General features: G+C 74.1%; 10 protein-coding genes. 5 read left to right on the top strand and 5 right to left on the bottom strand.

Features of this window, described 5'->3' with window-relative positions; translation table 11 throughout:
- Positions 1-18: 18 nt before the first annotated feature.
- Positions 19-1233 (bottom strand): acyl-CoA dehydrogenase family protein, encoded by a 1215-nt coding sequence (locus H030_RS0115915; protein WP_027006831.1) that lies wholly within the window; start codon positions 1231-1233, stop codon positions 19-21.
- A gap of 127 nt (positions 1234-1360) precedes the next feature.
- Between H030_RS0115915 and H030_RS32700 the strand changes: the two genes are divergently transcribed.
- Positions 1361-5398: a PAS domain-containing protein gene (locus H030_RS32700; protein ID WP_035127818.1), complete on the top strand. Its 4038-nt coding sequence runs from the start codon at positions 1361-1363 to the stop codon at positions 5396-5398.
- Here the strand turns inward: H030_RS32700 and H030_RS0115905 are convergent.
- The gene (locus tag H030_RS0115905; protein ID WP_027006830.1) at positions 5352-6242 is read right to left on the bottom strand and encodes an FUSC family protein; all 891 of its coding nucleotides are present in this window, start codon (positions 6240-6242) and stop codon (positions 5352-5354) included. The two genes, H030_RS32700 and H030_RS0115905, sit on opposite strands and share 47 nt — an antisense overlap.
- A gap of 76 nt (positions 6243-6318) precedes the next feature.
- Positions 6319-6693 carry a hypothetical protein gene (locus H030_RS32695; RefSeq protein WP_051222866.1) on the bottom strand — a complete coding sequence of 125 codons (375 nt, stop codon included), beginning with the start codon at positions 6691-6693 and terminating at the stop codon, positions 6319-6321.
- Positions 6694-6721: 28 nt separating this feature from the next.
- Between H030_RS32695 and H030_RS32690 the strand changes: the two genes are divergently transcribed.
- Both H030_RS32690 and H030_RS0115890 read left to right on the top strand, forming a co-directional pair.
- On the top strand, positions 6722-8188 hold the full coding sequence (locus tag H030_RS32690) for an AMP-binding protein (protein WP_035127814.1): 1467 nt from the start codon (positions 6722-6724) through the stop codon (positions 8186-8188).
- 20 nt (positions 8189-8208) lie between these two features.
- On the top strand, positions 8209-9030 hold the full coding sequence (locus H030_RS0115890) for a hypothetical protein (RefSeq protein ID WP_027006829.1): 822 nt from the start codon (positions 8209-8211) through the stop codon (positions 9028-9030).
- Here H030_RS0115890 and H030_RS0115885 read toward each other — a convergent pair.
- Positions 9027-9977 (bottom strand): helix-turn-helix transcriptional regulator, encoded by a 951-nt coding sequence (locus tag H030_RS0115885; protein WP_027006828.1) that lies wholly within the window; start codon positions 9975-9977, stop codon positions 9027-9029. The genes H030_RS0115890 and H030_RS0115885 overlap by 4 nt on opposite strands.
- A gap of 56 nt (positions 9978-10033) precedes the next feature.
- Between H030_RS0115885 and H030_RS0115880 the strand changes: the two genes are divergently transcribed.
- Together H030_RS0115880 and H030_RS0115875 are read left to right on the top strand one after the other, a co-directional pair.
- Entirely contained in the window at positions 10034-10522 is a 489-nt protein-coding gene (locus H030_RS0115880; protein WP_051222863.1) for a DUF1579 family protein, read from the top strand.
- A 36-nt stretch (positions 10523-10558) separates the two neighbouring features.
- Complete coding sequence (locus H030_RS0115875; RefSeq protein WP_027006826.1) at positions 10559-11740, top strand: VLRF1 family aeRF1-type release factor; 1182 nt, start codon at positions 10559-10561, stop codon at positions 11738-11740.
- Positions 11741-12443: 703 nt separating this feature from the next.
- On the opposite strand, the gene H030_RS0115870 is transcribed toward H030_RS0115875, so the two are convergent.
- The gene (locus tag H030_RS0115870; protein ID WP_027006825.1) at positions 12444-13832 is read right to left on the bottom strand and encodes an aspartate aminotransferase family protein; all 1389 of its coding nucleotides are present in this window, start codon (positions 13830-13832) and stop codon (positions 12444-12446) included.
- Positions 13833-13834 lie beyond the last annotated feature (2 nt).

Here is a 13834-nt window from a genome sequence, read left to right as displayed (position 1 = left end):
CCCTGGGCGAGTGTTGGACTAGATCCTATGGCGCTGCAAGAGCTTCTTGCCGATGACCATCTTCTGGATCTCCGACGTGCCCTCGCCGATCAGCAGCAGCGGCGCGTCGCGGTAGATCCGCTCGATCTCGTACTCCTTGGAGTAGCCGTAGCCGCCGTGGATGCGCAGGCACTCCTCGGCGCAGAAGCGCGCGGTCTCCGATGCGAACAGCTTGGCCATGCCGGCCTCCATGTCGCTGCGGATGCCCGCGTCCTTCATCATCGCCGCGCGGCGCGTCAGCAGGCGGGCCGCGTCCAGCTGGGTCGCCATGTCGGCGAGCTTGAACTGGATCGCCTGGTGCTGGGCGATCGGCTTGCCGAACGTCTTGCGCTCCTGCGAGTACTTCAGCGCCAGCTCCAGCGCGCGCTGCGCCAGGCCGACACCGCGGGCCGCCACGTTCGCGCGACCCACCTCCAAAGCGTCCATCATCTGCGCGAAGCCGGCGTTCAGGCCCGCGTCCTCGCCGCCGAGGATGTTCTCGGCCGGGCACTTGTAGCCGTCGTAGACCAACTCGGTGGACTCGACGCCCTTGTACCCCATCTTCTTGATCTTCGGGGGCACGGTCAGGCCGGCGTACTCGCCCGTGTTCTCGCTGACGCCCGCCTCCTTCTCCGTGATGAAGCAGGTGAAGCCCTTGTGCTTCGGGTTCGCATCGGGATCGGTCTTGACCAGCAGGAAGACCAAGGACGACATCAAGCCGTTGGTCACCCACATCTTCTGGCCGTTGATCTCGTACTTGCCGTCGTCGATCTTGCGCGCGTTGGTCTTGATCGCCTGCACGTCGGAGCCCAGCTCAGGCTCGCTCAGCGAGAACGCGGCGCGGATCTCACCCGTCGCCATGCGCGGGAGGTACTTGTCCTTCTGCTCGTCGCTGCCGTACTTCAGCAGCAGGTACGAGCCGATGAAGTGCGTGTTGATCACGCCCGAGATCGAGATCCAGCCGCGGGACAGCTCCTCGACGACCATGACGTAGGTCGTCAGGTCGAGGCCGAGCCCGCCGTACTCCTCGGGGATGGTGATGCCGAACAGGCCGAGCTCCTTGAGCTGCTCGACGATCGGCGCCGGGTACTCGTCGGCACCGTCGTAGTGCTCGGCGTTCGGGATGATCTGCTCGTCGACGAACTGCCGGACCATCTCGATGATGGCCTTCTGCTCGTCGGTCGTGTCATTGAAGACGCTGGTTTCAACGGCCATGTGGTCGCTCCAGGGATCCGGGTCAGGAAGACCCCCGAGGATACCTGTGGCGGGCCGAACGTTCGTCCGTGACCCCCGCTCCGGAATCCGATGAACTGCGATGACGAGCCGATGAGGTCCCGGACGGATGACCGACGGACCCGCCCCCACCTCTGGCTCCGGCGCCTCGCAGCGCCTCGGGCCCCTTGCCGACGCGCTGCTCGAAGCGACGCTGCCCGCCTGCGTGCGCGACGCCGCGGGCCGCTACGTGGCGGTCAACGCCTCGTTCGCCGACCTCGTCGGCCTCGAGGCCTCGCGGCTGGTCGGCAAGACCGACAACGCGCTGCAGCCGGCCGACGTGGCCCACCGCGTCGCCGAGCTGGACGCGCTCGTCCTGGAGGCGCACGGCCACCTGGACGCGCGTGAGACCGTCCTGGCCCGCGACGGCCGCCGCGCGATGCGCGCCTGCCGCTTCCCGGTCTACGACGGCGAGGAGCCGTGGGCGATCTGCGTCGTCATGGCGCCCGGCGACGACCGCCAGCAGGGCGCGCAGCAGCGCCAGAGGCTGCAGGCGACGGTCGGCCAGGTCGCCACCGCCGGGCTGGCCGCCCCGGCGGAGGAGCTGATCGCCGAGCGCGAGGCGCGCAACGCCGCCGACGCCGAGGCGTTCGCCGCGCGCGAGGCGCTGGCCGTCGAGCGCGAGGCGCGCCTGGAGGCCGAGATCGCCCAGCGCTCGGCCACCGAGCAGCTGGAGCGCGCGAGCGCCGAGCTGGAGGCGCTGCGCGAGGAGGCCGCGCGCGCCGCGGTCGAGCGCGACGACGCCGCCGCGCGGGTCGACGAGCTGGCCGCGCAGCTGGCGTCGGTCAACGACCACTCGTCGTCGCTGGACGCCGAGCTGGAGGACGCGCGCGCCCGCGCCGCGGCCGCCGAGGAGCGCTTGGCCGAGGCCAACGCCCGCTACGACGACCTCGCCCACGAGCTGCAGGCCGCCGAGGAGCGCGCCGCGCTGCTGTCGAGCGAGCTGCAGAACGCGCGCACCGGCGACGCCGACCTGCAGCGCCAGGTCGCCGACCTGTCGGGCCGCTGCGAGGCGCTCGGCGGCGAGCTGCAGGCCGCGGCCGCGCGCCGCGACGAGCTCGACGCCGAGCTGGCCGGCCTGCGCGAGGGCCGCGGCGGCGTCGAGGTCCAGCTGGCCGAGGCGACCGCGCGCCGCGCAGAGCTGGAGGCCGAGCTGGAGGAGGTCCGGGTCTCCCGCAAGGAGGTCAAGGCGCGTGCGAAGGAGGCCGAGGCCGCCGTCGAGGCGCTCCGGGCCGAGATCGACGCCGCGACCGCGCGCCTGGCCGAGGCGGAGTCGCGTCCCGCTGGGGATCCCGAAGCGCTCGAAGATCTTGAGGCGCTCCGGGTCGAAGTGCATGAGCTTGCTCGTGCGCGCGACGAGGCGGTCGCCGGGCGCGACGGCTTCGCCGAGGAGCTGGCGTCGCTGCACGGCGCGCACGACGACGCCAAGCGTCTGCTCGACGAGACGATCGCCTCGCGCGAGTCGCTCGACGCCGAGCTGACCGCGCTGCGCGAGCGCTACGACAACGCCGCCAAGGAGCTGGAGCAGGAGCGCGGCCGCGCCGAGTGGCTCGGCGGCGAGCTGACCGCCGCCCAGGACGCCGCCCGCGCCGCCGCCGAGGCGACCGCCGCGGCCGACGCGCGCCGCGAGGACCTGGAGCGCGCGCTGCAGTCCGCCAACGAGCGCACCGAGGCGCTGGTCGGCGAGCTGGAGGCCGCGCGGGCCGGCGTCGCCGACGGCGAGCGGATCAACCAGGCGCTCGCCGCCGAGCGCGAGAAGTCCGCCGCCGCCGAGGCCGCGCTGGCCGACGCGCGCGAGCGCGCCGAGACGCTGGCGCGCGAGCTGTCCGGCGCCCAGGAGGCGCTCGCCGCCGCCGACGCGCGGCTGGCCGCCGAGCGCGAGCGCGTCACCGCGCTGGCCGAGGAGGCCGACGCGCGCGTCGCCGCCGAGCGCGAGCGCGCCGCCGCGCTGGAGGAGGAGGCGCTGGCCAGCGCCGCGGGCGGCGAGGCCGTCACGCAGGAGCTGGCGAGCGAGCGCGAGGCGCGGCGCACCGCCGAGCTGGAGCGCGACCGCGTCCGGGACGCGCATGCGCGGACCCGCGAGGCGCTCGACCACCACCGCACGGTCGCCGAGGAGTCCTCGGCCCGGGTCGTGGAGCTCGAGGCTGCGCGCGCCGAGGCCGACGCGCGTCTCTCTGCCGCCGAGGCGGTCCGTGAGGAGCTGCTGGCCCGCGCCCACGCCGCGGAGGCCGCGGGCGGCGACGCCGGCGAGGCGCTGCGCGCCGCCGAGGCCGCGCGCGACGAGGCGCTGGCGCAGGTCGAGTCGCTGCGCGCCCAGCTGGAGACCGCGACGCGCGAGCGCGACGAGGCGGTCGCCCGCCGCGAGGCGGCCGAGCAGACGCGCACGCAGGCGATCGAGGCGCTCGCCGCCGCGGAGTCCGCACGCGACGAGGCGCGCGAGGCGGCCGCGGTCAGCGCGACGCAGACCGAAGCGACGCTGTGGGAGCTGAAGGCCGAGCGCGACGCGATCGCGGACCGGCTGAGCGCCGCCGAGACCGCGCTGGCCGCGCAGACCGCGACCGTTGAGGATCTCTCTGCGCTCACGGCCGAGCGCGACGCGCTGGTCGCACGCCTGGACGTCGTCGGCGCCGAGCTCGACGAGCTGCGGGCCCGCGCCGACGCGGCCGCCACCTCATCCGACGCGCAGGTCGAGGCGCTGTTCAACGCCGAGTCGGCGGTCGCGGCCACGCGCGCCCGGGCCGAGGCCGCCGAGGCCGCGCTGGAGGACGCCGACACGCGCGTCGCCCACGCCGAGGCGCGCGCCCGCGACGCGGAGGCCGCGCTGTCGCAGGCGTCGAACGCCGCCGAGTCGTCCGGCGCGCAGGTCGCGCACGCGGTCGAGAACGCCCAGGCCGCGGAGGCCGCGCGGATGCAGGCGGTCGCCGATCTCGGCGCCGCGCAGGCCGTCGCCGAGCAGGCCAGCGCCGCGCGCGACGAGGCGCTGCAGCGCGCGTTCGCCGCCGAGCTGCGCGCCGAGGAGGCGACCGCGAGCGCCGCCGAGGCCACCGCGGCCGCCGCCGCGGCACGGGCCGAGCGGGAGACCGCCGCCGCCGCGGCGGCCCAGGAGGCGACCGCGGGCGCGGGCGCACGCCTGGACGAGGCGGTCGCGCGCGCCGAGGCCGCCGAGTCCGGCGCCAGCGAGGCGCACCGCCGCGCCGAGGTCGCCGAGCTGCGCGCCGACGACGCCGAGCGCCGCGCCGACCTCGCCGAGCTGTCGCGCGAGGAGGCCCGCGGGGCGCTGGCGCGGGCCGAGGAGTCGCTCGACACCGAAGTGCTGCAACTTCGGGCAGACCTGGATCTCGCCCTGGCCGCGCGCGACGAGCTGCAGGCCAAGCTCGACACCGAGCGCGAGGCCCGCGAGCTGGCCGAGCGGCGCCTGGCCGACGTCCCGCCGGCGCAGGTCGTCGCGCAGGTCCCGGCGATCATGACGTCGCCGTACACGGCGTCCGGCCGGCCGGCGCTGCCGCCGCTGGAGGTCGCCGCCGCGCAGGCCAAGGCGTTCGCGTTCGCCGCGCCCGACGAGCCCGAGGGCCCGCCGCCGGGCTTCACCCCGGAGGCGCTCGACGAGCTGGACAGGGCGCTGGCCAAGGCGTCTTCCCCGCGCGCCGCGGGCCGTGCCGCCCTGCAGGCGCTGGCGACCGCGACCGGCTGGAAGGGCGGCGCGGTCTGGCAGGACGCGGGCGGCGTCGGGACCTTCGCGTGCGCTGAGACGTGGACGGCCTACATGTCGGGCCTGGAGGCGTGGGAGACCATGGCCTGGCGCGCGCACCTGGAGGACGGGCTGGTCCCGGCCGCCGCGGGGTCCGGCGAGGCCCACTGGGCCGACACCGAGGAGATGCTCGCCTGCCCGCGCTCGCGCAGCGCCGCGTGGGCCGACCTCGGCACGCTGGCGACGGTCCCGGTCGTGCATCCGGACGGGCGCGTGCTCGCCGTCATGGAGCTGGTGCGCGAGTCGCGCGACCCGGCCGACGCCGATCTGCTGGCGACGCTGACCGGCGTCGCGGTCCGGCTGGCCGAGCGGCTCAGCTCGATCGAGGTCGACCTGGCCTCGACGGCCGGGCGCTTCTAGACAGCAGGACCGCGAGCGCGGCGCCGATGAGCGTCTCCAGCAGGCGCTCGCCGAAGGCGGTGTGGAACGCGTCCGCCGAGGCCGCGCCGGAGGCCAGCAGCACGACGAGCCCGGAGCCCGCGGAGGTCACGTACCAGCGCGAGGCGCGCGTGCCGATCATCGCGGCGATCGCGGCGACCACGACGAACGCCAGCGCGATCTCGGCCGGGCCGCGGTGCAGGATCAGCCCGGCGGCGACCACGCCGCACGTCGTCGCCACCGCGCGGCCGAGCGCGCGGGTGCGCGCGGCCTCGGGATCCGGGCGCATGATGAACAGCGCCGCGGCGGCGGCCCACGCGACGTGCTCGAGGTCGAGCACGTAGCCGAGCGCGAGGCCGATCGCCCCGGCGGCGGCGAAGCGGTAGGCGTACATCTTGTCGGGGACGGGCGGTGCGGTGGTCGCTGTGGTCGCCGCGCGCACGGGTTGGCGCCGCGGCCACGCCGCCGCGACGAGGGCCGCCCAGACCGAGCCGGCGAGGAACGCGGCGGCGAGGCCGAGCGAGTCCGGGAGCGTCTCGTTCATCCCGAGCGCGAACGCGGGGACGACGAGCGCAGGCAGGATCCGGGCGGCGGGCCTGACGTCCGCGGCGCGGATCGCGCCGACCGCGGCGGCGGCGAGCGCGGCGACCGCCAGCGCGGGGACCTGCCCGAGGATCGAGCCCAAGATGTAGGCCAACGCGAACGCCGCGCCGACGACGGGCAGCCTGCGCACGCCGCGGCGCTGCGGCGGGACGCCGAGCATCGCGGCCGGCAGCGCGCCGAGCGCGCACAGCATCCCGGCGGAGACGTTGACGCTCAGCAGCACGACCGCGCCCGGCAGCGCGCAGACCGCACCGCGTGCGGCCTCGCTGGCGTCGAAGACGATCGCGCTGGGGCATCCGCTACATCGTCGCCAGGTGCAGGCCGAGGCCGACGATGACCAAGGACACCAAGAAGATCAGGCCCTCGTAGACGTGCCTGCCGGGCTGCCTGGCGTGCACGACGACGAGCAGGATCGCGACGACGACCAGCGCGAGCTTGGCGTGCAGCGTCCCGCTCTTCCAGAGGTGCTGGTCGGACGCCATCGCGCTGCCGGTGACGACCAGGACCGCGAGCGCGCCGAGGCTGCCCTGCCCGAAGTTCCGCGCGATCGCCCGGACCGACTCCCTGTCGGGGTTGCCGCGCAGCGCGGGCACGACCGACGCCGCGAGGAACAGCTGACCGCCGACGAAGTAGGCCATCGCGAGCAGGTGCAGGTAGAGGTACACGTCATGCATCGGGCTTGCAGCCTAGGGTTCGCAGGCGATGGGGAACTTCGCAGTGGACGTCGTCGAGGCCGCCGACCCGGACGCGCTGGCGCTGGTCGAGCTCGATCGTGAGGGTGCGCGGCGCGAGCACCGGTTCGGCGCGGTTGCGCGGGCGGCGCGGACGATGGCGGCGCACCTGGAGCGGGCGGGCGTCCGGCGCGGCGACGTCGTCCTGACGCTGGCGGGCAACCAGCCGGACTGGGTCGTCGCGATGGTCGCGTGCTTCCGCCAGGGCTACGTGGTCCTGCCGTGCACCGAGCAGCTGCGCGCGAAGGACCTGGAGCTGCGGCTGGCGGTCACGCGGCCGGCGGCGGTCGTGGCCGACGGGCGCAACGCGGAGGTGCTGGAGGCCGCGGGCTGGGACGGGCCGACGATCTGGGGGCCGGGGGTCATGGACTGGCCGGATGCGTCGGTCGTTCCTGATGCGGTCGATCTTGATGTCTTCGATCCGTGCCTGATCACGTTCACGAGCGGGACGGCGGGCGAGCCGAAGGCGGTCCTGCACGGGCAGCGGTACCTGGACGGCCAGCGGCTGCAGGCCGAGCACTGGCTCGCCGCGCGGCCGGGAGACCTCGTGTGGTGCACGGCGGCGTCGGGGTGGTCGAAGTCGGCCCGGAACGTCTTCATCGCGCCGTGGCTGCGGGGCGCGGCGGCGCTGCTGCACGACGCGCGCTTCGACCCGGCGGAGCGACTTGATGTCCTTGAACGCGAGCGCGTCAACGTGCTCTGCATGGCGCCGACCGAGTACCGCGTGATCGCCAAGCGCGTGCCGTTACGCGCGTTCCCGGCCCTGCGCGGGCTGGTCGCGGCGGGCGAGGCGTTGAACCCGGAAGTGCTCAGCGTCTGGAAGGACGCGACGGGCCTGGAGATCCGCGACGGCTACGGACAGACCGAGACCGGCCAGATGACCGGCAACCTCGACGGCGCTGAGGCGATCGCCGGCTCGATGGGCCGCCCCCTGCCCGGGGTCAAGCTCTGGATCGACGACGGTGAGCTGGTCGCGGATCCGTCGACCGTGCCCACGTTCTTCTTGGGGTACTTGGACGAGGGCGGCAGCGTGACAGGCGCGTCGGAGTCGGTGTGGCGCACCGGCGACCGCGTCCGCCAGGACGACGACGGCTACCTCTTCTTCGAGGGCCGCACCGACGACGTGATCATCTCCTCCGGCTACCGCATCGGCCCCTTCGAGGTCGAATCCGCCCTCATCTCCCACCCCGCCGTCGCCGAGGCCGCCGTGGTCGCCGCGACCGACGACGAACGCGGCTCCATCGTCCGAGCGATCATCGTCCTCCGCGACCCCACGATCGAATCCGACGCCCTCCGCACCGAGCTCCAGGACCACGTGAAGTCCCTGACCGCGCCCTACAAGTACCCCCGCATCATCGACTTCGCCCCCGACCTCCCAAAGACCTCCTCCGGCAAGATCCGCCGCGCGCAACTGCGCGAAGACGCTCGCGACCGCTGAACGGCCGGTATGTTGCGCCGGTGAAGCACGCACACCGCATCGGCCTCGCCGCAGCGCTCGCCACCTCCGCGCTCGCGCTCCTCACCTCCGGCGCCTCCGCCTACACGGTCACCTGCGCCGACGGCACGACCAGCGAGGCCGGCGGCAGGCAGGGCGCGTGCTCGCACCACGGCGGCGTCGCGGGCCCGAGACAGCCGGTCCCGCCGTCGTGGCCGCTCCCGGCACCGCCGCCGCTGCCGCCGGTCGACACCGCCCCGCCGACGGTCACCGTGGCGCCGCCGGCTGGCACCCCCGTCGGCGCCGGGCGTCCCTACGTCCCGCCGGCGATCACCGTCGCCGACGACGTCGCCTGGCCGGCCGGGTCGTACACCATCACCATCACTTGGGGCGACGGCACGCAGGCGCCGGTCCCGCTGCCCGCGATCACGGCTGCGGGCACCCCGGTCTCCGTGCCGCTCGCCCAGCACGTCTACGTCCACGGCGGGGACTACGACGTCACCGCGAGCGTCACCGACCCCGCCGGGCACACGACGACGGTTCCGGTGGCGAGCGCGCAGATCTCCCCGGCCCTCATCGCCCCGGCGGGCTTCCCGAAGCTCGTCGGCACGCCGCGCGTCGGCCGGACGCTGACGTGCCGGACGGGCTCCTGGGGCGACCCGGACGCGGACCTCGCGATCCGCTGGCGCGCCGACGGCAGGCTGATCCCGGACGCCGCGGGGAGGACGTTCCGCGCCCGCCCGCGTGACAAGGGCCGCAGGATCGCGTGCCAGGTCGTGGAGAGCAACGACGCGTTCCGCGCGAGCGCGACGAGCAACGCGCTGAGGATCAGTAGCGCCCGCTAGGCCGAGGCCATCAACAACTCGGCGACCGCGCGGACCTCGGCGCGGAGCTCGTCCGGGAAGTTGATGGTGAACGGGCAGCCGAGCGAGGCCAGGACTTCGGCAGTCCAGCGCAGCGAATCGGAGCGCATCGTCAGGATGCAGGCGCCCTCCCCGTCCGGTGTCAGCTCGGCGATCGTCGGCGCCACGCGGGGCCGGATCAGCGCGACGGGCGCCGCCAGCCGGACCTCCACCGCCCACGCGTAGGGCACGCGCGCCAGCGAGCGGGCGACCGCCGCGACCGGGTCGAAGCCGTCCGGCGGCGGGTCGGTCGGCTCGCCCAGCGTCACGGCGCCGGCGAAGCGGTCGGCGCGGAACGTCCGGGTCTCGCCGCTGTCGGCGTCGCGCGCGCTGACGTACCAGCGCCCGCCGTGGACGACGACGCCGAACGGGTCCAGCTCGCGGCGGCGCGGTTCGCCCCGGGCGGGCGCGTAGCGGGCGCTGACGCGGCGGTGGCGGCGGGCCGCGTCGGCCAGGACGAGCAGCGTGTCGCCGACCGGCGGGACGGACCCGGCCCCGCCCGCCCCGCGGTCGCCGAACGCCAGCGCGCTCTCCAGCGCCTCGGCGCGGCGGCGCAGCGCGGCGGGCAGGACGCGCCGGACCTTCGCCAGCGCCGGCTCGGCGCCCGCCAGCCCGAGCCCCTCGGTCGCGACGAGGCCGGCGACGACCGCGGTCGCCTCGTCGTCGTCGAGCATCAGCGGCGCCATCCGGTAGCCGGGCCGCAGCCGGTAGCCGCCGCCCGCACCACGCTGGCCGTCGACCGGGATCCCGAGCTCGTGCAGCGCCTCGACGTAGCGCCGGATCGTGCGGGCGTCGACCTCCAGGACGCGCGCCGCCTCGGCGCCGGTCACGACCGGCCGCGACTCCAGCAGCTCCAGGAACGCGAGCAGGCGTGTGGCGGGGCGCGACACCACCAACGACCTTATAGGACCGAAAGCGCCCTATTGCACCCGTACGGTCCGGAGCCATGAACGACCTCATCACCGCCCGCCCCACCGCCGCCAACGACTTCGCGTTCCTGGCCGGGACCTGGGACGTCGCCAACCGCCGCCGCTTCAGCGCCGGCCTGTGGGACGAGTTCCCGGCCACGTGCACGGTCTCGATGTGCGTGGACGACCTCGTCCAGCTCGACCACTACGACGCGCCGGACTTCCCGGGGCGCGGCCACGTCAAGGCGGTGACCGTCCGGGCCTACGACGTGACCGCCGACACGTGGTCGATCGTCTGGCTGTGCAACTACGCCGACCCGGACTTCGTCCCGATGGTCGGCCGCTGGGACGGCGAGCACGGGCTCTTCCACGCCACGACCGCCGACGCCGACGGCACGCCGCTGGACGTCCGCTTCGTCTGGACCCGCGACGGCGACGACCGCGCGCGCTGGGAGCAGGCGTTCTCCTACGACGGCGGTGCGACGTGGGACGTCAACTGGACGATGGACTTCACCCGGCGTGGGTGATGGCGCGGTGCGCGGGGCGGGCGTAGCGTCGGGCGCATGGCCGACCTTGCCCGCTCCGACTGGCGCGCCGATCCTCCGGACGACGCGATGCTCCATGCGCTCGCGCAGACCGATGGGCGGCCGGCCGGGCCGGTGATCAGCATGTACTTGCAGACCGACCCGCGGGTTGCCGCCAACGCGGCGCAGACGCCCGCGTGGATGGTCACCGCGCGCAACGGGCTCCGGGACGTGAGCGCCGCGCTGGAGGCGCGCGACGACCGCGAGGCCAAGCTGGCGTGGCGCGAGCGGCGGGGCGCGATCGAGGGCGAGCTGGAGGGTCTCGGGCACGCCGACCGCGGGCGGTCGCTGGTGTGGTTCCTGGATCTGGACGGCGCGCTGGACGTCCGCTACGTCCTGCAGGTCCCGGTCCGGGAGTCCGGGGTGACGCTGGCCGACCAGCCGGTGCTCGCGCCGATGATCGAGCTGTTGGACCACTCCCGGCCCGTCGGGATCGTGCTGGTGAGCGGCGAGCGCGTACGGCTGGTGCACTGGGCGCACGGGCGGATCGACGAGGCGGGCGAGGAGGTCTTCGAGGTCGACGGCGAGGGCTGGCGGCCGTACCGCGGGCCGTCGTCGTCCACGCCGGGGCGCGGCGGGCGCAGCGGGACGACGCACGTCGAGCAGGTCGAGCAACGTGTAGAAGAACACCGGGACCGGTTCTTCCACGCTGCCGCGCTTGCCACCGCCGAGCGCCTGGAGTCCCTGGGCTGGACCCGCGTGGTGATCGCCGCCGAGCGCGCGATCGCCTCCCGCTTCCGGAACGCCCTGCCCGCCGCCGTCGCCGATCGCGTCGTCGCCGAGCTGCCGATGAACGCCATCGACGCCCACGAGTCCGAGATCGCGCAGCGCCTCGAACCCGCGATCGAGGACCTCCACACCCGCGAGGCGCTCGCCGCGCTCCACAACATGCAGCGCTTCGCCAGGGGCCCGGCGGCGGTCCTGGCGGCGCTGGCCCAAGGCCAAGTCGACCACCTCGTCCTCGACCCCCACCACCGCCCCACGGCCACACCGCTTCCCGAGATCGCGGAACCGCTGCTCCGCGGCGACCGCTTCACCCGCGCACCCGAACGCGCCATCGAAGCGGCGATCGCCGGCGACGCCACCATCACCACCCTGTCAACCGACGCCTCGCCCGACCTCCAAGCCGCCGACGGCATGCTCGCCACCCTCCGCTGGTGACCTCAACGGCAGTCCGGTGTTCGCATAGAACACCAACCTGCCGTCGACCCTCCCGACTCCGGGGTCAACGGTGCATTTGGGTCCCATACGAACCAAAATGCACCGTTGACCCCAACGCCCAGCCACACCGCGCCGCCCGCGCAACCGCCAACGCCATCCCATCGACGCCCACCGAACCACACCCCGCACCACCACCCCACGGCCGCGCGGCACACCAAGACCGCCGCGTCGCAGCACCACGACGCGACGACGCACCGTCAGCGGCAAGACCGCTCGCCGTGGCGGTGCCACAGCGAGCGGGATTGGTTGCCACCGCGATGGCGGGACCCGCAGCGACGACCGCGGACGCCGGCGCCGGAAGCGACGCCAACGACCGGGGCCGCGTGTCGCGAGAAGCGCGGTGCTGCGGCGGGCGACGGCAAGACCGCTCGCCGGCACTGCCGTGGCCAACAGAATTGGTTGCCACGCCGATGGCGGCACCCACAGCGACGGCCGCGGACGCCGGCGCCAGAAGCGACGCCAGCAATCGGGGCCGTGTGTGCCGAAGGCGCGGTGCTGCGGCGGGTGACGGCGAAGACCGCTCGCCGTGGCGGTCCCACGGCGAGCGGGACTGATTGCCACAGCGCCGGCGGCACCCGCAGCGACGGCCGCGGACGCAGGCGCCGGAAGCGACGCCAACGACCGGGGCCGTGTGTAGCGATTGCTACGCCGTGAGGTCCTTCGCCATCTCGTCGAAGACCGAGATGTAGGCGTCGACCGACTCGTCAGTGTGGGTCACCGACAGGGTCCATTCCTCTTCGCGGCCCGGCGTCATGAAGATGCCGCGGTTCATGTTGTACAACCAGGCCAGGTCGGCGAGCTCGGCGTCCTGCTGGGCCTTGAAGGTCTCGTAGTCGATGATCTTGGTCGTCGCGAACGTGACGCAGCCCTTGCTCCCGATCCCGACGGCGTAGCCCGACAGGTTGTACTTCGAGATGACGCCCTCGCAGCCGCTCAGCAGTCGGTCATTCAAATGGTCGAGGTGCTGGTAGGCCTCGGGGGTCAACACCTCCAACAAGTTGGCGCGCGTCGCGGCCATGCCGAGCGGATTCCCGTTGTAGGTGCCGACCTGGTAGACGGTGCCGTCCTCGACGACCTTGGCGAGGTCCTCGCTCATGCCGATGGCGCCGGTCGGCAGCCCGCCGCCCAACGCCTTGGCGAGCGTGACCATGTCCGGCAGCACGCCGTACTTGTCGGTGGCGCCGCCGGGCGCAACGGTCAGGCCGGTCTTGACCTCGTCGAAGATCAGGACGATCCCGTGCTTCTTGGTGATGTCGCGCACGGCCTGCAGGTAGCCGTCCTCGGGCAGCACGACGCCCAGGTTCATCATCGCCGGCTCCATGATCACGCAGGCCGGCTTGCGGCCGTCGGCCTCGAGCTCGACGATCCGGCGCTCCATCGACTCGGCGTCGTTGAAGTGCACGGCGAAGACGTGGTCGACGGTCGACTGCGGGATCCCGCCGCCGTACGGCAGCGACACCGGGTGGTCGTGGTCGCCGATCTTGTCGTACTCGACGCCGATCGACACCATCACCGTGTCGTGGTGCCCGTGGTAGGACCCGAAGATCTTCAGGACGTCGTCACGCCCGGTGTGCGCACGCGCGATCCGGATCGCGTCCATCGTGGACTCGCTGCCGGAGTTCGTGTAGCGCCACTTCGGCAGGCCCCAGCGGCGCGCGAGCTCGTCGCCGACGACGATCGCGTCCTCGGTCGGCGCGGCGAAGTGCGTGCCCTGCGCGTAGCGCTCGGTGATCGCCTTGCCGATCGCCGGATGGGCGTGGCCCTGGACCATCGAGCCGAAGCCGTTGTGGAAGTCCCACATCTCGTTGCCGTCGACGTCCCAGACCTTCGGGCCGTCGCCACGCTCAAGGTAGATGGGCCACGGCTCCCGGACCTGGTAGCTGGAGGCGACTCCAGACGCGAGGTGGACGTTGGCGCGGGCGAAGGTGTCGCCGCTGCCCTTCGTGGCCTCGTTGAGGCGCTCGGTCTCACGCTCGGTGAGCTCCGCGATCCGGGCGCGGTCGATCGTGACGGTATCTGCGTTGGCAGCCATGG

The organism is Conexibacter woesei Iso977N, from assembly GCF_000424625.1.
Taxonomy (GTDB): domain Bacteria; phylum Actinomycetota; class Thermoleophilia; order Solirubrobacterales; family Solirubrobacteraceae; genus Baekduia; species Baekduia woesei_A.
This window is presented reverse-complemented; position numbering and strand designations above follow the sequence as displayed.

Excerpts from the sequence above, each read along its gene's own strand:
- H030_RS0115915 (WP_027006831.1), bottom strand. The coding sequence starts at position 1,233 with ATGGCCGTTGAAACCAGCGTCTTCAATGACACGACCGACGAGCAGAAG.
- H030_RS32700 (WP_035127818.1), top strand. The coding sequence starts at position 1,361 with ATGACCGACGGACCCGCCCCCACCTCTGGCTCCGGCGCCTCGCAGCGC.
- H030_RS32695 (WP_051222866.1), bottom strand. The coding sequence starts at position 6,693 with ATGCATGACGTGTACCTCTACCTGCACCTGCTCGCGATGGCCTACTTC.
- H030_RS32690 (WP_035127814.1), top strand. The coding sequence starts at position 6,722 with ATGGGGAACTTCGCAGTGGACGTCGTCGAGGCCGCCGACCCGGACGCG.
- H030_RS0115880 (WP_051222863.1), top strand. The coding sequence starts at position 10,034 with ATGAACGACCTCATCACCGCCCGCCCCACCGCCGCCAACGACTTCGCG.
- H030_RS0115875 (WP_027006826.1), top strand. The coding sequence starts at position 10,559 with ATGGCCGACCTTGCCCGCTCCGACTGGCGCGCCGATCCTCCGGACGAC.
- H030_RS0115870 (WP_027006825.1), bottom strand. The coding sequence starts at position 13,832 with ATGGCTGCCAACGCAGATACCGTCACGATCGACCGCGCCCGGATCGCG.